Origin of the sequence: Actinacidiphila glaucinigra (genome assembly GCF_900188405.1) — a bacterium.
Taxonomy (GTDB): domain Bacteria; phylum Actinomycetota; class Actinomycetes; order Streptomycetales; family Streptomycetaceae; genus Actinacidiphila; species Actinacidiphila glaucinigra.
This window is the reverse complement of the sequence record NZ_FZOF01000027.1, coordinates 41,930-63,421: the sequence shown is the minus strand read 5'-3', so window position 1 is coordinate 63,421 and position 21,492 is coordinate 41,930. Positions and strand designations below refer to the sequence as shown.

Genomic DNA, 21,492 nt, shown 5'->3' with positions numbered 1-21,492 from the left:
GTTACCTGTGGTCCATGTTCAGTCCTCGGTCGGCGGACCGAGGGGCCGTATCGGAGTTCGGGGAGCGGCGAAGACGTGAAGCGCGCGCGACGGCCTCCGCTCGCGACTGCTCGACCCCGAGTGCGGTCCGCCGCGATTCAACGGACCGCAGACGTCGGTGCGTTCAGTTGCCACTCATTGCATCGACCAGGCTCTTGGGCCGCATGTCGGTCCATGTACGTTCAACGTAGTCCAGGCAGTCCTGTCGCGAAGCCTCGCCGAATGCGATTTCCCAGCCCTCGGGGACGTCGACAAAGGTCGGCCAAAGCGAGTGCTGCTTTTCTGCGTTGATCAGCACCAGGTATGTGGCTTCCTGGTCCTCGAAAGGGTTCGTCATGTTGGGCGCCTTCTGATATTTGCGCAGATTGCCTGTGCTTTACCGAGCTTTACTTCAGCGGAATGTAGAGATCGCAAGCAAACGCGGAGTTACTTCTGGTCTGCACCGGGATGATCTTGTGGTGGCCGGTGACGGTGGATCCGCTTCGTCGCCCGGGCGAGGCAGGCCCTGACTGAGCTGCTGCACCGGATCGCGGAACGGAGAGTTCCGGCGCAGGCCGCTGGGACTCACGCCGAGGGCGACACCGGGGCGCGCGTGGTTGCTGGGCACGAGGGTTGTCGCGGGGCTTGGGCTCTTCGACCGCGTGTTGTCCGTCTACGTTCCGGCCGAGGGTCACTTCCCGTTGCTGCGGTGGGGCAGGCTCACGGTGCGCGGGGCGTAGGTGTTTCGCGTGCTGGGGCTGTGTCGGCGGTGCTGCGTCGGCGGGTGGTTGGGCGGCCGGTGATGAACGGATCGGGGCGGGGGAATGACCGGCGGGAGCCGATGTCCCATGGTCGTCACGGAAGGGCAACCGCTTGCCCGCGGGGATGGAGCGGCGGGCGGCCGAGACGCATCATGGCGCTGGCGGGGAACGACAAGGGGGTCGGGGACCAGTGGAATTCACGGTAGAGCGGACGTTGAGAAGACGCGGAAGGCGATGGGTGGGCTGGGGCATCGTCCTGGTGACGGGCGCGCTCGTGTGGCTGTCCGCCTCCCGTAGCGCCGAACCCGGTCAGGCGCTGCTGGGAGTTCTGTCCGTCCCGGTGGCTGGGTACGGGTGGACTCAACTGCGCAGGGTGCGGCGGCCGTTCCGGTTGCGTATCGACGCTCACGGGCTCACGTTGCACGACGCCATGCTGTCCTGGGAGCAGATCCGCGCGGTCTCCCTGTGGCACGAGAAGGCGGCGGACAGCGACACCACGCCACCGCCGCCGCGCCTGCTGCTGTGGACGGTCCCGGGGGTGACTCTGCCCCGCCGACAGGACCGGAGCCTGGACGCCTGGAACCGCTACACCCTGGTGAACTGCGCGGACCTGGACCAGAGTGTCGGCCGGCTCACCGCTGCCCTCGCCGAGTACGCCGGCGACCGCTTCGAGACGGCACCGCGCGCCGTACGACCGCCGATCCCGGTGACCGTCGCGGGGCCCGAACTGAGCGTCCCCGGTGGGGAACGGAGCTTCACAGCCGACCTGGGCGACGGCCGGCGTACGCGTGTCCGGACGGTGTGGGCGCTGTCATTCAGCGCATTGTTCGTGTCGGTCTACCTGTACGTGATCTTCAACCACGACCGGTTGGACGGCGAATCCGGAATCGGGATCCCCATCACGGTGTCGATGCTCGGCACTCTCATCTGCTGGATCCAGGTGCGCTTCGCGTACGTCCGCTGGCGCAAGCCGATGGAACTGCGGATCGGTGCCACCGGCATCGGCATGCGCGAGGTGGCCGGCGAGGAGAGGTTCTTCCGGTGGGCTCAGATCGCCACCGTCACGGTCGGACGGCAGCCGCGCGGTCTCGACCCCCACCCCTCACTGACGGTGTGGGTGCTGCCGGGCGCGCATGCCTCCGCCCATCCCGAGCACTTGATGGATGGTCATCGGGCCTACGTCCTGGACCGGATCGACCGGCTGCCGGGGGGCGCGGAGGCGGTCGTGCCGGTGCTGCGGGCGTATGCGGGGGAGCGGTACGTCGAGACGGCCTGATCTCCATGGCCAACCGACAGGACCGGCAGTGCCCGCAGTGCCCTCACCGGCGAGGTCCGCTGCGACCAGTGTCGTGAGCTGTCCCGTCAGTCCTGTACGCCGACCTCGTTGTCTGCCGTGAGGGCGTTCAGGATGAAGCTGATGACCATGGCGCGTCGCTCGTCGGCTTCCTTGGATCCGTACAGCATCAATGTCCCGTGCTCTTCGCCGTCGATCGCGACGAGGCGCTTGTGGGTTGCCGCGGACGCCGCGTAGAGCTCCCGGATCTGCCGCTCGTGCCCTCCCTGCATGTCGTCGTGCGCGACCATGAACAGCGAGGGCTTCTGGATCTTCTTCACGGCCGCCACAGCGTCGCCGTCGCACCGTGCCGGTGAGGAAAGCAGGGTCAGGCCGACGATGGGTATGCCGCTTTCCACGCCCTGCACGGCCGCGGTGGTTCCGCCGCAGGAGGCTCCCGCCAGGAAGACCCGCTTCGTCCCGAGGTCCTTCAGCTTGTCGAACGCGGCCTTCGCATCGAGGGAGCTGGAGGCGGCGGCCTTCTCAGAGGCCACATGGTTGCGGAACTCCGGAAGCATCACCCGGTAGCCGCGCCCGGCGATCTCCTCCGCAAGATCAAGGAAGTTGCAGATCTGGCCTCCGTACTGGTGGCCGAAGTAGACGACGTTCGGCCCCTTGCCCAAGATCAGCGTGGAGAGGTGCTTGCCGTCCTCCGTGGTCAGTGTTGTGACGTACTGGTGCAGTCGCCGGGGAACGCAGTCGTTGACAAGATGCCCTGACGGCGTCCGCACCGTGTACTTGGGGTCCGCCGGCACGTAGGACACCGGCTTCTCGGTGACGACGGCCCTCGTTTCCCGCGGGTGGGCAGCCGGCGACTGCAGCGGAGACGGGCTCCCGTCCACCGTCACCGGGGCGGTCGAGGCGCATCCGCTGAGTAGCACAGCCGCGGCGGCCAGGGACAGTGCTGCCGTGCGGTGACGGGCTCGGCGATTCCAGAACAAGGAGTTCCTCCTGAGCGTGCGATGCCGGTTTGGTGGACGTGCTGTCCGCGGGGGTCGGTGCCCCGCCCATACCTAGAGACGCCCCGGCCACCGTGAGGTTGGAAAATGTGACGGAGGACACGGCGCGTGGCCGCGGCGCTGCGGTGGTAGCCGCATCCGGGCGGACCCGGCACCGGCGCCCCGTGCCCGGGAGCGCGACGTCACCGGTGGTGAGCGCTTCCCTGCGCACGCGCAGTAGATTCCCAACTGTCTGCTGTCCAGCCTTCGAGTCCGCGTCACGGTCGGAGCGGCAGCCAGAGACCGTCGATCCCTGGATAAGCCGACTCTGCCTTCCGGATCCGATCGGCGAAACGCTGGTCACCGGTGGCCGGCAGGCGCGTAACGCGTCCGTGCACAGCGACGAAAGGCGTGCTCTTCGGCAGCCTGGTCCTCCTATGGCGGGATGGACCGGGTCCCCGGGTCGTGCCTCATGTCGTCGACGCCTCCGCCGCTGCGCCGGAACGGCCAGGCGACGGCTGTCCGATCGGGGCGCCGTTGTCTTGTCCCTTCTGTGAAAGGCATTGACATGTCACTCATCACCACGCCGTTCGGGCCGAGGGCCACCGCTACGGAGGTGATAGCGGGCGTCGACCTGACGGGGCGGCGTGCGATCGTCACGGGCGGTGCTTCCGGGCTCGGCGCGGAAACGGTCCGGGCCCTGGCCGCGGCGGGCGCCCGTGTCACGATCGCGACGCGTGACCCGGGCATGGCGAAGGAGATCCTCGAGGAGTTCCCCCAGGTTGACGCGCTGCCCATCGATCTCGCCGACCTGGCGTCGGTGCGGGCGTTCTGCCGTGCCTGGGAGGACCCCTTGGACATGCTCGTCGCCAACGCCGGGATCATGATGCTCCCCACGCTCGAGCGCAGCGATCAGGGCTGGGAGATGCAGCTGGCCACCAACTACCTCGGCCACTTCGCGCTGGCCCTCGGACTGCGGCCCGCGCTGTCGGCGAAGGGTCGGTCGCGTGTCGTCGTCGTCAGTTCCGGCGCGCAGCTCCGGGCCGGTGTCGACTTCGACGATCCCCAGTTCGAGAGCCGGCCTTACGATCCGTTCCTCGCGTACGCGCAGTCCAAGACCGCCGATGTGCTCCTGGCGGTGGGCATTGCCCGTCACTGGGGCGATGCGGGCATCGCGGCGACCTCCTGCGCGCCCGGCGCCATCCCCTACACGAACCTCGGGCGCCACATTTCCCCCGAAGTCCTGAAGGCCATCGGTGTGATGGACGCGGACGGCAACCTGATCATCCCCGACTACGCCAAGACCCCGGAACAGGGAGCGGCGACCATCGTCCTGCTGGCCGCATCCCCTCTCTTGGACGGCGTGACGGGAGGCTACTTCGAGGACAACCAGGAGCAGTCGGTGGTCCAGGGCGGCCCGGAGCCCGCCACGGGAGTTGCCGAGTGGTCCGCCGACCCCGAGGCGGCGGACCGCCTGTGGGATCTCGCGCTCCCCGTCGTGGAGAGCGCACTGCGCTGAGACGGCGCTCAGTACCGGCCTGGAAAGTACGGCGTCGACGGAAGAAGACCGTTCCGGTGTCTTTTGCCGGTGGCGCTCTCGGATCAGGCGGCCGCGTTCAGCGGGAGCCCTGGGGTCTCAGGGCTCCCGCGTGAGCGGTTGTGCCGGGCGTCATCGTGCGAACTTCTCGATCGCCGCCGGGGTGACGGGGGTGAAGAAGTTGACGAGGTTGCCGTCGGGGTCGCGGAACAGCAGCGACCGATTTCCCCAGGGCATCGTGGTGGGTTCCGTGACGAAGTCGGTGACGAAGCCGCTCAGGTTCTGGTGAACGCGGTCCACGTCGTCGACGAGGAACTCGGTGATCACGCTGTGGTTGTCCGCCGGACGGGCAGAGCCCGGGGCGAACAGCGGAACGGTGCGGGTGCTCGCGATGGCGAGCGTGGCGCCCGGGGTCCTGAGTTCGGCGAAGTCCGCGGTGGCCCACGTCGCCCGTGCCCCTGTGGCTCGCTCGTAGAACTCGACGAGGCGCGTCATGTCGCTGGTGATGATGCGGACAGAGACGAAGTCCATGGGATCTCCTTGGCTGTGCTGGAGGCGTACAGCCCGCAGACTAGGAGAAATAGTGGACAGAATCGGTCCTCTATAGTCGTTAGACTGCGAACATGCCTCGCCCCACCGGCCGCGTGCTGACACTCCTGGAGCTGCTGCAGTCGGGCGGCACCCGGACGGTGGCCGAACTCGCCGACCGGCTCGGTGTCGAAGGGCGCACCGTGCGGCGATACGTGGGCCAGCTGATCGACCTGGACGTGCCCGTGGAATCGGTGCGCGGCCGCTACGGCGGATACCGGCTCGCCCCCGGATACCGCTTGCCCCCGCTCATGCTCAGCGACGACGAGGCGCTGGCCGTCTTGCTCGGCCTGGTCGCCGGTCGCCGGGCAGGGTTGACGACGACGGAGCGCACGGCAAGCGAGACGGCATCGGCGAAGATCCGCAGGGTGCTGCCCAAGCACCTCGCCCGTCGGCTCGACCTCCTCCTGGAGACTCTCGCCTTCACGGATCAGCCCGGCGAGTTCGACACCCCGGACGCCGAGGTGCTGCTCGCCATTGCCGATGCGGTGCGCCACCGCCGACCACTGTCGATCCGCTACACCGACCGCGACGGACGACGCAGCGAACGCACGCTGCACGCGTACGGCATCGTCGCCCACGCGGGCCGGTGGTACGTCACGGGCGAGGACGCCCAGATCGGTGAGGACCGGACCTTCCGGCTCGACCGCATCGCAGACGCGAGGACCCTGCCCGGCTCATTCGAAGAGCCCATGGGCCCGGATCCGGCGCAGCGCGTGCTGTCAGGATTCGCCACGGCCGAGTACCGGCACGAGGTGACCTTGCGGGTCCACGGGACAGTCGCGCAGATCCGCGCTCACCTTCCCGCTGGTGTCGCGAGCCTGGAGGAGTGCGAGCCCGCGGCAGACCAGGACGAGGCGGCCGAGCGCTGGGTGCGCGTCGAACTACGGGTGGAGCGGCTCGACTGGTTGCCTCGAGTACTCGCCGCCCTCGACCGGCCGTTCGTCATCGAGCGCCCCGATGAACTGCGCGACCTCGTCATCGCGCTCGCCGATCGCCTCACGTCCAACGCCCGCCGAGCCTGACAGACTTGCTTCGCCCCCGGCCGCTGCTGCGTCAGCCGCACTGCGGCCGCCACCGGCAATTCCACGACTCCTGCGATGCCTGCCAGACTGGCCCCGGCGTACACGGCCGCCCATCGTGTGCGCGGCGAGACCACGCCTACCGTGTCCAGCACACCATCGCGGGCCCCCCTTGGCCTGGCCCGCTCCTGGCAGACGCTGCGCTGCGGGCTTCACGGTCTCCCTGACGACAGAGGACGCGCTACATCCGCGTTCGCCAATCTTTGTTACCTCATATGTGTCCTGCCCCGAAAGGGAAAATTGAACAAGCTGGGCCCGGAGCCCGCCGACGGTGGGCGACCCCCACGGGCTGTGGGTTGTGCGGCAGCTCGGCGCCGACACGCGCCCCCACCGCCGGCGAACGGGAAACGGTGGGGGTCCGACTCGGGCGGTCTTCGGCGTCGGACGTTGATCGCCTCGCACGCGCTCGGCTACGCACTGCTGTGTTGCCCATAGCCGACGTCGCGTTCTGCTGCTTCGACCACGTTGACGAGCAGTTGGGCACGGGTCATTGGGCCCACACCACCCGGGTTCGGTGAGATCCAGCCGGCGACCTGTGCAACGTCCGGGTGGACGTCACCGATGATTGTGCCCTTGGCGCTGCGTGAGACGCCGACGTCGAGGACGGCGGCACCGGGCTTCACGTCTTCGGGCCGGATCAGGTGCGCGGAGCCCGCTGCGGCGACGATGATGTCCGCCTGCCTCAGGTGGGCAGAGAGGTCGCGAGTGCTGGTGTGGCACTGGGTGACCGTGGCGTTCTCCCGCCGCCGAGTCAGCAGCAGCGGTATCAGGCGCCCGATTGTCACGCCCCGGCCGACCACCACGACCTCGGCGCCCTTGATCTCCACGCCGTAGTGGCGCAGCAGGGTGAGCACACCGTTTGGAGTGCAGGGCAGCGGTGCCGGCTCGTTGAGGACCAGACGGCCGAGGTTCATCGGGTGCAGGCCGTCCGCGTCCTTCTCCGGATTCATCAGTTCCAGGATCCGGTTCTCGTCGATGCCCGTGGGCAGCGGCAACTGCACGATGTAACCGGTGCAGGCCGGGTCGTCGTTCAGCTCGCGGACGAGCGCCTCGATCTCCTCCTGCGTCGCCGTCACGGGCAGTTCGCGTCGGATCGAGGCGATGCCGACCTCGGCGCAGTCGCGGTGCTTGCCTGCCACGTATTTGCGGCTGCCGGTGTCGTCCCCCACCAGGATCGTGCCCAGCCCGGGTGTGACGCCCTTTTCCTTCAGCGCCGCAACACGGGTCGTCAGCCTGGATTTGATCTCGGCTGCGACGGCCTTGCCATCGAGGATCTCGGCAGTCATGGTCCTCATCCGCGCTCAGACGGCGGCGTCCACCGCGGACGGCGGCTCACCGAGGTCGAGGTCGAGGTCCATCACCCGGTGGAAGCGGGTGAGGGCGTTCCACAGTCCGACAGACATGACGAACTCGACGAGTTCCCGCGGCTTGAAGCTGTCCCGCACCTGCGCCAGCACCTCGGGGTCGATGCCGGTCACGCTGTCGTCGCGGCTGGTCACCGCATGGTCGACCGTGAGGGCACGGGTGAAGCGCAGAGCCAGCTGCTCTCTGCTGCTGAACGAGGAGAAGTCGCCGGCGGCCAGTCGCTCCAGGTCTGCCTCGCTCACGCCCTTGGCCAGCGCCGAGTAGCAGCGGTGGCTGGTGGTGTACCGGCAGTGGTTCAGCAACGACACATAGACCGCGGTGAGCTCTTGGATGCGCCCGTCGAGCTCACCCGGGCCCGTGACTGCACGGACGAACGGCAGGTAGGTGGCGAACATACCCGGACTGTTGGCGATGGCGAGCCAAGTGTTCAGCAGCTTGCCGAACGACTGCTCCCCAGCTTGGATCAGTGGCAGGTCGACTGCGTCGATCTGGTCCCTCGCCACCAAGGGCACAAGCGTCATGACAACACCCTCCTCGGGTTGGACTGTGATGGATGTGTTCATCGTTCAGGCTCTTCGCAGCACTTCTGCAATCGACGCCCAGTCGTGATCGGCCTTGCCCAGGTCGATCGCGGTCAGGAAGGTCTGGCGCAGGGCGGACATGGCGGGCAGCTCCAGTCCGACCGATTCGGCGGCCGCCTGGGCCAGACCGAGATCCTTGTTCCCCAGGGCGGTGCGGAATCCGGCCGGCAGGTACTCGCGGTCCGCCATCGCTTTGCCGTAGCCCTGGTACACGGGTCCCGGCATCAAGGTCCCCGTGATCAGATTGTGCAGCTCGCGTGCGTCGACGCCGTGTCGTTCTGCCAGCGTGAAGCCCTCCGCCATCGCCTCCAGCGCGTGGATGATCAGCAGGTTCATGGTGATCTTGACGACGTTGGCTTGCCATGGGTGCTCGCCGACCCACCAGGTTCGTCGCCCGAGCACCGAGAACACCGGTTCCAGGGAGTCGATCAACGCCCCGTCACCGGCGGCGAGCAGGTTGAGCTGCCCCGCCTCGGCAACGGCCGGGCGCCCCAGTACGGGGACCGCCAGGTACCCCACGCCGGCGGTCTGGTGCCTCTCCGCCAGGGCGCGCCCGGCGGCCACCGAGATCGTTGACATGCCGACGTGGACGGCCTCTGGCCCGACCTCGGCGAGGACCGCTTCGTCGAAGACCGTGGTGACTGCGGCGTCGTCGGCCAGCACTGACAGCACCGGCCCGGCGGCAAACAGTTCGGCGACGGATCCGGCGCGCTTGGCACCCAGCGCGACGAGCTCGTCGACGGCTGCGGGCGAGCGATTCCAGACCGTCACCCCGATTCCCGTCGCGAGTAGGCGGTGGACCATGCTTTTGCCCATGTTGCCAAGGCCGGCGACGGACACGTGGGTCATGTGAATCTTCCTCACTGACGGTCAGATGACCGACTTGCCGAGCCCGCCGTCGACCTGGAGGACCTGACCGGTCACGTACGAGGCGAGGTCGGAGGCGAGGAACAGTGCCGCGGCCGCGATCTCCTCCGGGCGTGCCCAGCGGCCGAGACGGATTCCGAGGTTTGCCACCATGCCGTCGCGTACCTGCTCGGGGGTGATGTTCTTCGCTTCGGCGGTGGCCGCGTGGCGGTCCAGCCAGACCTGTGTCAGCGTCATGCCAGGCGAGATGCCGTTGACCAGCACGCCCTGCGGGGCCGCTTCGGCGGCCAGATAGCTGGTCAGGGCGACCACGGCGGCGTTCACCGCGGCGGCCACGCCGATGTTCGGGACCAGCACATGTGCCGCCATGCCCGCGACGTTGATGATGCGCCCTGTGCCTCCCTTTTCGATGAGGGGCAGCGCGGCGCGCGCAACCCGCAGGTAGCCGACGGCCTTGGCGTTCAGGGCGTCGCTCATGACCGTCTCGTCGGCCTCCGCCAGCGGGCTTACGGCCAGCAGGGGCGCCGCGCAGTTGACGAGGATGTCGAGCCGGCCTTGCCACTCGTGTACCTGGCGCAGCGCATCCGCCACCGCGTCGTCGTCGTTGACGTCTGCCACCAATGTCAGGACGCGGCCGTCGCCGGCTGCGGCGATCTGCTTTTCGGCGGCCTCCAGTTTGGCCTTGGTGCGGCCCAGGATGGCCACGGCGGCGCCCTGTGCGTACAGCGCCTCAGCGGTCGCGAGGCCGAGTCCGCTGCCTCCTCCGGTGATGAGCGCTGTCCGTCCGTCAAGCCGAATATCCAACGTCATTGCTGATTCCTCCAAAATTCCCGGCGTGAATATCGCTGTCGGCAAGCATGTGCCGCGGACGTCCCGGCGGCAAGAGTGAGTAATGGCCGGATAATTGCAGGGGAGCTCATCTAATGAATGATTAATGGGCGTTACTGTAAGGTCCTCGGCAGTTTCTGGGCTTCACGCAGAGATATCGGCTCGGCGCCATCATCGTTTGCCGAACTGGCCTCGATCTCCGGAGGCTTGGCCGGCGGTTTTCTACTCCCAGTTGGATGTCGCCGCCGACTGCGCCTCAGGACCTGGGTGATAGCCCTCGCATTCTTGCCGCCGGCTTCCGCTCGGACGGCACACCGGACAGGTCGTATTGTCTGATTCACTCCAGCTCGGAGAAGGTGTAAAACTTCAATGACGCAATCCGCTGACCGGACGATTACGGTCGACGACATAGTCCGCAACGCGAGTGTCGAGATCATTCCCCTCAAGGGCGCGGAGGAGAAGGCGGCCGTAGTGCCGGCCGACACGACGGTGACCGTGACCTGCTCGCCAAAATTTGGACTTTTGCGGACGCTCAACCACGTCGCGGCGGCACGCCGATCGGGCCACCGGGTCGTGCCGCACCTGGCGGCCCGCATGGTCGAGGAACGGCAAGATCTGCGAAATTTTGTACGGAGAATCAATGATCTCGGTGTCGACGAACTGTTCGTCATCGGCGGCGACGGAGAGGAACCCGTCGGCAGGTTCAGCGAGGCCGCGGAAATCCTCCAGGAACTGGGCGAGTTCGACCACGGACTCTCCAAGATAGGGATCGGTTGCTACCCGGAGGGTCACCCAAAGATCTCAGACGACGTACTGTTCGACGCCCTGGTGCGCAAACAGCAGTACGCCGACTACATGGTCAGCCAACTCTGCTTCGACGCTTCAGCCATGGCCGGCTGGTTGCAATCGGCTCGCGACCGGGGCGTCACCCTGCCGCTTCGCATCGGCGTCGCGGCTCCCCTGCAGGTCCGGAAGCTGATCGAACTTTCGGTCAAGATCGGAGTCGGACGGTCCGTAAGGTTTCTGTCCAAACAGCACGGAATGGTTGGCAATTTGCTGCTGGGACGGGCCTATGAGCCCATGGACCTGCTCATCGCCATCCACAAGAAGATCTCCTTCGCCGACCTCTCGATCGAAGGCCTGCATCTGTTCTCCTTCAACCAGGTCGACACCACAGTCGACTGGCTGTCCCGCGCCAGTGGTGTGGAAGAAACCGGATGATTCCAGCGACCCAGAGTCCTGACCCCAGCCACCGCCAGTAGACAGAAAGCCGAGCGTGAGTTTCATGAATCTCGAAGAGAAGATCCACAAGGCCGGCAACGTTGCGCATATGCTGCGCAACGCACCCCAGGGCCCGTACGTGTACCCCATGCGTGCGGAGTACACCAACTGGCGGGACGAACAGCGGGCCTGGAAGGAGACCGCAGTGCTGTTCGATCAGTCCAACCACATGACGGACATCTACTTCAAGGGTCCGGACGCGTTGCGGCTGATGTCCGATCTCGGTGTGAACGGATTCAAGAATTTCGGCAGGAACAAAGCAAAGCAGTTCATCGCATGCAATTACGACGGCTATTTCGTCGGTGATGCCATTCTGTTCGCCTTCGAGGACGACGAGTTCAGCCTGGTGGGCCGGCCGGTCGCACCCAACTGGGCCGCCTTCCACGCGGAAACCGGAGATTACCGGGTCACCGTGACCCGTGACGAGCGTTCCATCGCCAACGACGGCAGGCGACTCACCTTCCGGTTCCAGCTCAACGGCCCTGCCACTCACAAGATCGTCGAAAGGGCGGCGGGCGCGCCTCTCCCGCGGATCAAATTCTTCGCCATGGGCGAGTTCAAGATCGCGGGTGTCCCGATCCGTGCGCTCAACCACACCATGGTCGGGGTGCCGGGAGACGAGTTCACCGGTCTCGAACTGGTCGGACCACAGGAACACAGCGAGACAGTCCGGGAGGCCCTGCTGGCGGCCGGGGAAGAGTTCGGGCTGCGTCAGGGCGGCGCACGGGCCTACCCGGCCACCGCGATCGAGTCCGGTTGGCTCCCTGCGCCGGTGCCCGCCATCTACACCGGTGAGACGATGAAGCCCTTCCGGCAGTGGCTGTCCGCGGAGGGCTTCGAGGCGAACAAGTCCATCGGCGGCAGTTTCGTGTCCGACAACATCGAGGACTACTACGTCACGCCGTGGGACCTCGGCTACGGCCGCGTCATCAGGTTCGACCATGACTTCATCGGGCGGGAGGCCCTGGAGCTGATGGCGGACCAGCCGCACCGCAGGAAGGTGTGGTTGCGCTGGAACGACCGGGATACCGCGGAGCTCATCACCGACAGCCTGTTCGGCAGCGGGCCGCACACGAAGTACCTGGAGATGCCGGTCTCCAATTACGCCACCGGGTCCTACGACAAGGTGCTCGTCGACGGACGGCTGGTGGGCATCTCCGCGAACGCCGGCTACACCGTCAACGTGGGCGGTTGGTCCTCACTGGCCATGGTGGACGACAGTGAGGCGATCGACGGCCGCGAGGTGACGATCGTCATCGGCGAGGAAAACGGCGGATCGGCCAAGCCCACCGTCGAACGCCACGTCCAGCGCCACATCCGCGCCACACTCCGTACCCGCCCCCTGGTGTGACGGAGCCACCCCAGAACGTCCACGGAGACTCCGACTCACAGTGGAGGACGTAATTCAGCATGACTGCATCGCGCTTTGTTCTCACCCTGACCTGCCCTGACCGGCCGGGGATAGTACACGCGGTCTCGGCCTTCCTCCTCGGGAACGGTTGCACCATCGTGGAGAGCCAGCAGTTCAGCGAACGCGGCGCCGGGAAATTCTTCATGCGGGTGGAGTTCGAATCCTCAGACCCGCTGACCACGATCGACACGCTGCGCGCGGGCTTCCGGAGAGTGCCGGAGCAGTTCCCCATGGAATGGCGACTGCTCGATGCCACCAGACCGCAACGCATCATGATCATGGTCAGCCGATTCGGGCACTGCCTCAACGACCTGTTGTTCCGCGCCTTCAACGGCGGGCTGAACGTCGAGGTCGCCGCCGTGGTGTCGAACCACACGGACTTGACCCACCTGGCCGAGGCCTACGGCGTCGCCTACCACCACATGCCGGTCATGCCGCAGACCAAGCCGGCCGCAGAGAAGAAACTCATGGACCTGGTCGAGGATCTTGACGTCGACCTCGTCGTACTGGCCCGCTACATGCAGATCCTCTCCCCGGCGCTCTGCAAGAGGTTGGAGGGGCGCGCTATCAACATCCACCACTCCATGCTCCCCAGCTTCAAGGGCGCCCGACCGTACTACCAGGCCCATGCCAGAGGTGTGAAGTTCGTGGGTGCCACCGCGCACTACGTGACATCGGATCTCGACGAGGGGCCCATCATCGAGCAAGAAGTGGCACGCGTAGACCATTCCATGACCGCCGCCGAGGTGACCACCTTCGGCCGGGACGTCGAATGCCTGGCATTGTCCCGAGCGGTTCGCTGGCACACCGAGAACCGCGTACTGCTCGACGGAAGCCGAACCGTGGTCTTCCCCTGATCATCACATTGCGTAAATCGACAGGACTCTCAACGGAGGTTCGATGCCCATTCCCGGTCTCACTCGTGTCGACCATTTCGGGATCACCGTTCCCGACTTGGACCAGGCGCGTGAATTCTTCGAAGACGTACTTGGATTCGAGTACCTGTACAGGCTCGGACCGCTGCGCGACGACGAGGGCCACTGGATGAGTGAGCACCTCAACGTGCACGACAGGGCGGTGTCGCCACGCATCTATTTCTTCAGGATCGGCGGCCAAGCGGTCCTGGAGGTCTTCGAGTACCAGGCGCCCGACCAGCGCCTGGATCCTCCTCGCAACAGCGACGTCGGTGGCCATCATCTCGCCCTCTACGTGGACGACATGGACACCGCGGTGGCCGACCTGCGCCGACGCGGCCTCCGCGTACTCGGGGAGCCGACGGACAGCAAGGGTCCGCACGAGGGCCAACGCTGGGTCTACTTCCTGTCACCATGGGGACTGCAGTGCGAACTGGTGTCCTACCCTCATGGCAAGGCATTCTTCCGCAACACCGAGGCCTTCAAGTAGCCGTTTGCATCGGATCCGCCGGCGCCGCCGGGACCAGCCGATGAGTTCCGGCTTCCCGTCAGCGCTGCGGCCCGTCGGACACCGGAAGTCCGGTCGATCGGCCTGGATCACCCATGACTGATCGACCGGGTTTTCCCAGCGGCAACCGCACCTCAGCTGCACACGAACAACGATGGCCAGTGTCGTGCGTCACAATCCCCCGTGTGCCCGCCTGCAGGTAGGCTGCCGATCACCCTCATGAACTTCGGTGAAACCAAGCTTGACCCAGCGACATCGAGCCATCGAATGTTGACGTCATGGCTCCAGAGCGCCACGCGGCTTTGAGCGCCAGAAAAGGACTCTTTGCCCCGTTGGCGGCAGGGTGTACTGACTCCGAGTTAGGCGGGTCGCGGTGGACGGCAATCGCAGTCGTGGGGCGGGTAGCAGCGCATGATGATCCGGCGGAAGCTAGCGACGCCTGAACCCGGCGACAACATCGTGCGGCGAGACCGACTGTCGCAGCGCATACGGTTCCTCATCGACCACCACCCCGTGGTGACGGTGTGCGCGTCCGCCGGCGGGGGAAAGACCACAGCCGTCGCTCTGGCCCTGCGCAATCTCGATCGTCCTGTCGCCTGGCTTTCGCTCGACGGCACCGAACAGGCTCCCGGTCGGTTGCTGGTGTATCTCGAAGCGGCGGTCGAGCCGCATGTCCATGACGCCCCCCGGGCGGCAACCGACGCCTTGCACAACGGCATCCAGGTCGGCGAGGCCGCTGGGCTGCTTGCAGAGAGCCTGCAGGGCAGTCGACTGATACTGGTGTGTGACAACGTCGAACGGATCACGGACGACGAGGAATCGATCGTGGTCTTGTCGGCATTGGCCCGGTACCTACCTGCCGCAGTGAACCTCGTGTTGATCTCCCGCGCCGGCATTCCGCTGGACATCGGATCGATGAGTGACATCTCCCGTGTGGGCGAGTTGGGCGAGGAGGATCTCGCGTTCGACGCCGGCGAGACGGCGGCGGCCCTGCGGCTGATCGGCCGGTCCGATGTCGATGTTCAGGGCGTCGTCGACAACACCAGCGGTTGGGTCGCCGGAGTGCTGTTCGAGGGGTGGCGAACAGTCGAGGTGGCCGGTCGCAAGCCCAACGCCCTGCGTGAATATCTCTCGGCCAACACCCTCCGTACCCTCTCCGCCACCGAGCGCGCGTTCCTGCTGCGCACCAGTGCGCTGGCGGAAATCTCGGTCGCCGACGCAGTGGCACTCGGCCAGACCGACGCGGCCCGGCTGATGGCCCGACTGCAGTCCAAGCGACTACCCGTGACCTGGTCGAAAGACGGCACCCGGCTTACCCCACACCCCCAGTTCAGGGAACTCCTTGCCGAGGAACTGATCAGGACGGAAGATCCGGAGACGGTGCGCCGACTGCACCAGCTGCACGCGGAACTGCTGGTACAGCAAGGCGAGTGGGAGGAAGCCGTCGACTCGCTCCTGCGCCTGGGTGACGCAGAGGCCGCGTGGCGGCACGCCGCGGTCGCCCTCCCTGATGTGGTCGCCCGGATGAACTTCAGCTCGGCGGCCCGGTGGCTGGACTCACTGGATGCCACCAGTAGGACACCGACGCCCGGGGTCGGCATCGCTGTCCTGCGCGTGTCGTTCGCCCTCGAACAGTGCCAGCGCGGAATCGAGCTACTCGAGCGGCACGGCTACGGCTGGTTGCCAGGACCCGATTCACCTCATTTCGAGGAAGCATTGTTGCTGGCGACGTGGTGTCTGTGGCACTCCGGCCGGCTCGAAGAAGCACACACGTTGGCTGAACGCTTGCCTACAGGCTGCGCCAGAGAGGCGGCCGACAACCTTCTGGCGCTGGCGGACGGCACATCACCTCCCTTCCCCGGCTATTCACCCACACCGTCAGCCACGGTCGACGGGATGCTGATGCGGATCGGATACCTCCGAGGTCGGCTGAACGGGCTCGACCGGCCCACCGGCCCGGATCCGCGGCGGACCGTGCTGGGCGCGCCATGGGTCATCGCCGGGCTGCGCGCGACGGGTCGCCTGGAGGAGGCCATGCAGATGTACGAGGTACGTCGGGAGGCGTGGCAGCCGCCCTGGTTGCACGCGTTCGACGCCGTCGATCTCATGATCGACCTCGGTCGGGGCAACGATGCGCGGGCCGCGTTGGAACGCGGCTGCCGACTGATCGCAGAGACCGGGTCCCGGCTGTACCGCTTCTTCGGTCATCTGAGCGAGGCGAAGCTGTACCTGCGCCTGCATCAGGACACGGAGGCGGCCGATCGCGCGCTTGCCGAGGCGGAAGCCGGCGGAGCGGCCGAATACGCTTTCAGCCGGGAGCTTTGCCAGCTGTGGCGCGGATATTCCTTGCTCTTGCGGAATCACAACGTCGAGGCGTGCGCGGAGCTGGAGGCCTGCGTCGACGGAATGCGGCGCGGCGACCGGCGGCTTGAACTGGCCACGGCGGCGGCCTATCTGGCGGAGGCGTACTGGCGAGTCGGCCGGGAGGATTCGTCTGATGCGGCTGCCGAACTCGCTTTGAGCGAGGCCACAGCACAGGGGTCCCAGCATCTGCTGCTCAGCGCGCTGACCGACGTCCCCGCCGTGGCAGTCAGGGAAGCGGATGCGTCCCCGACCCGGATGTCGCGCTGGCACGAGCTCACCGCCACGCTCTCCAGCCAGGCCCCATTGCGCGTCGCCGCGAGGGCGCCACGTCTGGTGCTGGAGGAGTTCGGTGAACCAATCCTGACCGTCGACGGACAACAGTCGACGCTACGGCTGAGCAAGAGCATGGAGCTACTCAGCTATCTACTCGGCGCCGGACAGGAGGTCTCCCGGCAAGAACTCCTGAGCAGCCTTTTCGACAACCGAAACGAAGCCGCCGGCCGCAACTACTTGCGCGTGTCGCTGCACCGACTTCGCGAGGTGCTCCCCGAAGACCTCGTGCCACAGCAGGACGGCGACCGGCTCTACTTCGGACGCCCCGACCTGGTCTGCGGCACGGCGCAGGTCGTACTCGACTCGCTGGTGCAAGCCGACCACCAGGACGGAGAGATCCGCCTGCGCAGCATTACCGAGGCGCTGGCCCGTGCCGACCGAGGACCGTACCTCGCGCCCCTGTCGAGCGACTGGGTCGAACAACGCCGTTCGGAGATCAGCGAACGCGTCACCAGTGGCCGAATCGAAGCAGCCAAACTGGCGTTCCAGCTCAGTCGGTATCGCGAGGCCCGGCAACTCGTGAACGACGCGCTCAAGGTCAACCCGTACCGTGAGCAGGCCTGGCAATTGGCGATATCCCTGGCCCATGCCAGTGGCGGTGACGACTCTGTCCTGGCGGTGTACCAGCGGTACACCGCCAGGATGCGTGAGTTTGGCGTCGCGCCGTCTGCCGAGGTACGCCGACTTGTCGCGCAACTGCGCCGCTGAATGGCCGTTTCGATTATGAAGGGATTAATGCCCTCCCGGCCACACTCGATCCCGACACAACTTGCCACAAGGTGAAGGGGTTCTCATGGCCTACCACATTTCACGTGCCTCCGAACGCGAGTGGATCGACGTCAAGGACGTGCCGGGGCTGCGCCAGGCGCTGATGGTCGGCGAGATCCATGGGTCGCATCACATGGAGATCGCCCTGTACGAACTCGCCCCTGGCGCGACGCTCGGCTGGAACCGCTGTCCGTTCGAGGAATCATGGTTCGTGACGGCGGGCAACGGCCGTGCGGCCCTCGCGGGGCTGGAGTACGACCTCGGCGTCGGTGACTACGGTGTGGCTCCCGTCGGGCTGGCGCACTCGCTGTCGGCTGGCGACCAGGGGTTGAGCTGGTTCTCGGTCCGGGCTCCGAAGCCGCCCAGCTTCGACGGTGCGCGCAGCAGCATCTCGACCCAGCCGCATTCCGGCGAGTACATGGGCCGGCCGTCGGAAACCGACCCCCGGCACCGCTTTGTCGGCCACTTCAGCGAGTCGGACGTGGCACCCTTCGGTGATCTGGCAATGCCGGGATACCACGGGCCCAACATCAAGAACATCAGCATTCGGATGATGGTGGACCAGTTGCTGGGCGCCCAGCACCACACCACCTTCATCGCCAGTATCGCCCCGCGCTCCGGCCCCGGAAAGGCTGCGAAGGTGCACTACCACCCCTTCGAGGAGATTTACTACTTCGTCGGTGGTGGGATGCGTGGCTGGATCGACGGCAACGAGGAGGTCACCGAGACCGGCGATCTCGTCTGGGTCAGCACGGACGGCACCCACGGGTTCGTCAACGAGCGCGACGAGCCCGCCCGCTGGATCGAGGTCCAGTCACCTGTCCCGCCGACATCGGACGCCTTCTTCTTCCCGGACGACTGGCGCGCCCTGCCCGAGGACGGACAGGCGCGATGACGCTCGCGGCGACCTCCGCGTTCGGCCTGAACACGGTCGACTGGGAGCAGCGAGTCGATGTCGACCGGCTGCGCGGCGACCGACTGCAGCGGCTGCGTGCGCAACTGGAGGCATCCGAGCTGGGTGCCGTCCTCGCCTTCGACTTCACCAACATCCGCTACATGACCGCCACCCACATCGGCACCTGGGCGGTCGACAAGCTGATCCGCTTCGCCCTTCTGGTGCGCGGCGGCGAACCCATAGTGTGGGACTTCGGCTCCGCGGCGCGGCACCACCAGTTGTATGCGCCGTGGCTGGACCACCCGTCCGACGAGCGCAATCCGTCAGGCGCGCGGGCCGGGATCTCCACACTGCGCGGCGCGTTCAACCCCGACGCGAACATCGCAGAGGAGGTGGCCCGCAAGGTACGCCGTGAACTGGACCTGTACGGTCTGGCCGGCGAACCGGTCGGCGTGGATGTCATCGAGATGCCCGTGCTGGCCGCGCTGCGGGACGCGGGTGTGACGGTGACCGACGGTCAGCAGGTTTTCCTGGAGGCGCGCCGGATCAAGACGGACACGGAGATCACCCTGCTTAGCCAGGCGGCCGCCATGGTGGACGCCGCGTACGACTCGCTGTACTCCTTCCTGCGGCCCGGTGTGCGCGAGAACGAGTGCGTAGGCCTGGTCAGCAAGACGCTTTACGACATGGGGTCCGAGTTCGTCGAGGGTGTCAACGCCATCTCCGGCGAGCGGTGTTCGCCGCACCCGCACGTCTACTCGGACCGCATCATCCGGCCGGGTGACCCTGCGTTCTTCGACATCCTGCATAGCCACATGGGCTACCGCACCTGCTACTACCGAACATTCGCGGTCGGCAGTGCCACGCCGGCGCAGCGGGACGCCTACACCCGGTGCCGCGATTACATGGACCGGGCCATCGACCTCGTACGGCCGGGTGCCACCACGGCGGACATCGTCTCCGTATGGCCGACGGCGCAGGAGTTCGGCTTCCCGGACGAGGAGGCGGCCTTCGCCTTGCAGTACGGCCATGGGGTCGGACTGTCGATCTGGGAGAAGCCGATCTTCTCCCGGCTGGTCTCGCTGGACCATCCCGAGGTCCTCGAGGCGGGCATGGTGTTCGCGCTGGAGACCTACTGGCCGTCAGCCGACGGCCTTGGCGCGGCCCGTATCGAGGAGGAACTGGTCGTCACCGAGGACGGTTGCGAGGTGATCACCAAGTTCCCAGCCGAGGACCTGCTGGTCGCCGGACAGCGCTACTTCGCGGTCGGCGGCCCACTGCCCACCCTCCGCGAACCCCAGTCGCATCGCAACCGTCCCCGCGGCTGACCCGCTCAACCCGGTTGATCGCTTTGACGGATCAGAACACGTCCGGCGCTCTCAAGGCCGACGTCGCAGCAGCCCCGTCAAGGTACTCGCACAACTGCTGCCCGGGGGTGTCCGGCCAGCCCCGACACGGGCGCCCCTGGGCAGCGTAGTCGCGCCCGGTACACCGTGCAGCCCATCAGGCGGCCGGGCCGCGCGACATCACCCCCGGCGAACGACCCACTCGATACATCACCGCGCCGTGCCTGGCCTGCGCACCGTCAGGCCAGAGTGAATCCTCCGTCCGAAAGCGAGCAACGATGACGCAGTCAACTCGCAACAACACCGTTCCACCCGTCCCGCAGAACGCGGTTGGCCCCAAGGTGCCACCTTGCGGGTACCTGGTCCAGGAGGTAGACGACGGCGTTTACTGGGTCACGGACGGCGGCTACCAGTGTGCGTTCGTGGTGTGCGACGACGAGGTGATCGCCATCGACGCACCACCCTCGCTCGGCGGCCTTGTCACCCGTGCCATCCGCGACGTCACGAGCAAGACCATCACCCACGTGGTGTACACGCACTTCCACGGCGACCACATCGGAAGGGTCGACCAGTTCCCCGACGACGCCACACGGATCGCACAGCAGGAAACCCATACGATGCTGCGCGAGACCCGTGATCCTCTGCGCCGACTGCCGGATGTGACCTTCAAGGACTCCTACCGAATGGAGGTGGGCGGCCAGGTCCTCGAAATGCACTACAAGGGAAACAACCACGCCCCGGGCAACAGCTTCGTCTATCTGCCCCGGCAGAAGATCCTGATGCTGGTTGACGTGATCTATCCGGGGTGGGTGCCGTTCACCAACATCGCCCAGTCCAAGCACATCCCCGGGTTCATGGCGCACCATGACCACACGCTCGCGTTCGACTTCGACACGATGATCACTGGTCACCTCACCCGCCTTGGCACACGCCAGGACGTCGAAATGCAGCGCGAGTACATGCACGACATCCGCGACGCCGCGCAGCACGCGCTGGAACTCACCCCGGTCAAGCGCGCCCGTGCGCGCGACACGGTCGGAACAGAACACATCTACGAGTACTTCAAAACCATGTACGAGGGGGCGGCCGCGGAGGCCGCGAAGCCGGTCATCGACAAGTGGTCCGGACGGCTCGGCGGTGTGGAGACCCTTGGGGTGAACCACACGCTCACGATGTACCACAGCCTTCGCCTTGACGGCAATGTCGAGCCACACGTGGTGTTCTTCCCGCCGGCCGACAGCAGCGCCTGCCACGATCACGAGTGCTGAGAAAGAGCCAGTCGTGTAGGGGACCCGGACAGGCTCCGGCGGGGACAGCGCTTCTGCAGCGGGTGGTGGCCCACCGTGACGTCGGGCACGGGCCGCTCCTGTTCCGGTCTGGGTTCACCGCGGTGGGCCTCGTCCTGGTCGGCTGGTCCGGCCTCGTGCTGCACCGTGCCGCCGCTCGGCGGGGAGGTGCCAGCAGGTAGTGAGGTGTGGGCGCTCTGACGGCAAACCGCCCCGGTTCCGACCCCAAGCACGAGCACGAGCGCCGATACGAGGGCTGAGCTCATTCACCTGCACGCCAGCCCATGCGCGCTTCCAGTTCCCCGTGATCATCTTGCTGCTCCGAGGAGCAGCAAGATGATCACGGAATCGGTGGAGGTGTGTCACCCGTATGCGGAACCCACCGCCGGATCGAACCAGGCGACACCCGTACACCTACGTCTGCCGACGCCGTACGGAGTTCGACGACCAACGCCCTCCGCCTGATGATCCAGCCTCTTGAACAGCGT

Annotated in this window: 18 protein-coding genes; 11 read left to right on the top strand and 7 right to left on the bottom strand. The window is 66.5% G+C overall.

What is annotated here, in order from left to right; translation table 11 throughout:
- Positions 1-163 precede the first annotated feature (163 nt).
- Positions 164-376, bottom strand: a complete 213-nt coding sequence (locus CHF15_RS35320; protein WP_089228009.1) for an MbtH family protein — start codon at positions 374-376, stop codon at positions 164-166.
- Positions 377-969: 593 nt separating this feature from the next.
- On the opposite strand from CHF15_RS35320, the gene CHF15_RS35315 reads away from it, so the two are divergent.
- Positions 970-2,055, top strand: coding sequence for a hypothetical protein (locus tag CHF15_RS35315; RefSeq protein ID WP_089228008.1), 1,086 nt, complete (start codon positions 970-972; stop codon positions 2,053-2,055).
- A gap of 86 nt (positions 2,056-2,141) precedes the next feature.
- Here CHF15_RS35315 and CHF15_RS35310 read toward each other — a convergent pair whose 3' ends face one another.
- Positions 2,142-2,876, bottom strand: a complete 735-nt coding sequence (locus tag CHF15_RS35310) for an alpha/beta hydrolase family protein (RefSeq protein WP_089228007.1) — start codon at positions 2,874-2,876, stop codon at positions 2,142-2,144.
- A gap of 742 nt (positions 2,877-3,618) precedes the next feature.
- On the opposite strand from CHF15_RS35310, the gene CHF15_RS35305 reads away from it, so the two are divergent.
- Entirely contained in the window at positions 3,619-4,569 is a 951-nt protein-coding gene (locus CHF15_RS35305) for an SDR family NAD(P)-dependent oxidoreductase (protein WP_089228006.1), read from the top strand.
- A 150-nt stretch (positions 4,570-4,719) separates the two neighbouring features.
- On the opposite strand, the gene CHF15_RS35300 is transcribed toward CHF15_RS35305, so the two are convergent.
- The gene (locus CHF15_RS35300) at positions 4,720-5,118 is read right to left on the bottom strand and encodes a VOC family protein (RefSeq protein WP_089228005.1); all 399 of its coding nucleotides are present in this window, start codon (positions 5,116-5,118) and stop codon (positions 4,720-4,722) included.
- 92 nt (positions 5,119-5,210) lie between these two features.
- Between CHF15_RS35300 and CHF15_RS35295 the strand changes: the two genes are divergently transcribed.
- A complete protein-coding gene (locus CHF15_RS35295) occupies positions 5,211-6,200 on the top strand; it encodes a helix-turn-helix transcriptional regulator (protein WP_089228004.1) in 990 nt (329 codons plus the stop codon).
- A gap of 467 nt (positions 6,201-6,667) precedes the next feature.
- On the opposite strand, the gene CHF15_RS35290 is transcribed toward CHF15_RS35295, so the two are convergent.
- The 4 genes from CHF15_RS35290 to CHF15_RS35275 are packed head-to-tail and all read right to left on the bottom strand — an operon-like array spanning position 6,668 to position 9,895.
- Positions 6,668-7,543 (bottom strand): bifunctional methylenetetrahydrofolate dehydrogenase/methenyltetrahydrofolate cyclohydrolase, encoded by an 876-nt coding sequence (locus tag CHF15_RS35290; RefSeq protein WP_089228003.1) that lies wholly within the window; start codon positions 7,541-7,543, stop codon positions 6,668-6,670.
- Between the two features lie 15 nt (positions 7,544-7,558).
- The gene (locus CHF15_RS35285) at positions 7,559-8,143 is read right to left on the bottom strand and encodes a carboxymuconolactone decarboxylase family protein (RefSeq protein ID WP_179280105.1); all 585 of its coding nucleotides are present in this window, start codon (positions 8,141-8,143) and stop codon (positions 7,559-7,561) included.
- Between the two features lie 45 nt (positions 8,144-8,188).
- Positions 8,189-9,052 carry an NAD(P)-dependent oxidoreductase gene (locus tag CHF15_RS35280; RefSeq protein WP_089228001.1) on the bottom strand — a complete coding sequence of 288 codons (864 nt, stop codon included), beginning with the start codon at positions 9,050-9,052 and terminating at the stop codon, positions 8,189-8,191.
- Positions 9,053-9,073: 21 nt separating this feature from the next.
- On the bottom strand, positions 9,074-9,895 hold the full coding sequence (locus CHF15_RS35275; protein ID WP_245939203.1) for an SDR family NAD(P)-dependent oxidoreductase: 822 nt from the start codon (positions 9,893-9,895) through the stop codon (positions 9,074-9,076).
- 372 nt (positions 9,896-10,267) lie between these two features.
- Here CHF15_RS35275 and CHF15_RS35270 point away from each other — a divergent pair, with 372 nt between their 5' ends.
- From CHF15_RS35270 to CHF15_RS35235, 8 genes are all read left to right on the top strand, one after another.
- Positions 10,268-11,119: a methylenetetrahydrofolate reductase gene (locus CHF15_RS35270; RefSeq protein ID WP_089227999.1), complete on the top strand. Its 852-nt coding sequence runs from the start codon at positions 10,268-10,270 to the stop codon at positions 11,117-11,119.
- 64 nt (positions 11,120-11,183) lie between these two features.
- On the top strand, positions 11,184-12,530 hold the full coding sequence (locus CHF15_RS35265) for an aminomethyltransferase family protein (protein WP_089227998.1): 1,347 nt from the start codon (positions 11,184-11,186) through the stop codon (positions 12,528-12,530).
- A gap of 59 nt (positions 12,531-12,589) precedes the next feature.
- The gene (gene purU / locus CHF15_RS35260) at positions 12,590-13,447 is read left to right on the top strand and encodes a formyltetrahydrofolate deformylase (RefSeq protein ID WP_089227997.1); all 858 of its coding nucleotides are present in this window, start codon (positions 12,590-12,592) and stop codon (positions 13,445-13,447) included.
- A 43-nt stretch (positions 13,448-13,490) separates the two neighbouring features.
- Entirely contained in the window at positions 13,491-13,994 is a 504-nt protein-coding gene (locus CHF15_RS35255) for a VOC family protein (protein WP_089227996.1), read from the top strand.
- 429 nt (positions 13,995-14,423) lie between these two features.
- Positions 14,424-17,417, top strand: coding sequence for a BTAD domain-containing putative transcriptional regulator (locus CHF15_RS35250; protein WP_089227995.1), 2,994 nt, complete (start codon positions 14,424-14,426; stop codon positions 17,415-17,417).
- An 85-nt stretch (positions 17,418-17,502) separates the two neighbouring features.
- The gene (locus tag CHF15_RS35245; protein ID WP_089227994.1) at positions 17,503-18,372 is read left to right on the top strand and encodes a cupin domain-containing protein; all 870 of its coding nucleotides are present in this window, start codon (positions 17,503-17,505) and stop codon (positions 18,370-18,372) included.
- Entirely contained in the window at positions 18,369-19,700 is a 1,332-nt protein-coding gene (locus tag CHF15_RS35240) for a M24 family metallopeptidase (protein WP_089227993.1), read from the top strand. The genes CHF15_RS35245 and CHF15_RS35240 overlap by 4 nt, the downstream gene beginning before the upstream one ends.
- A gap of 296 nt (positions 19,701-19,996) precedes the next feature.
- Positions 19,997-20,986 (top strand): MBL fold metallo-hydrolase, encoded by a 990-nt coding sequence (locus tag CHF15_RS35235; protein ID WP_089227992.1) that lies wholly within the window; start codon positions 19,997-19,999, stop codon positions 20,984-20,986.
- Positions 20,987-21,492: the final 506 nt, after the last annotated feature.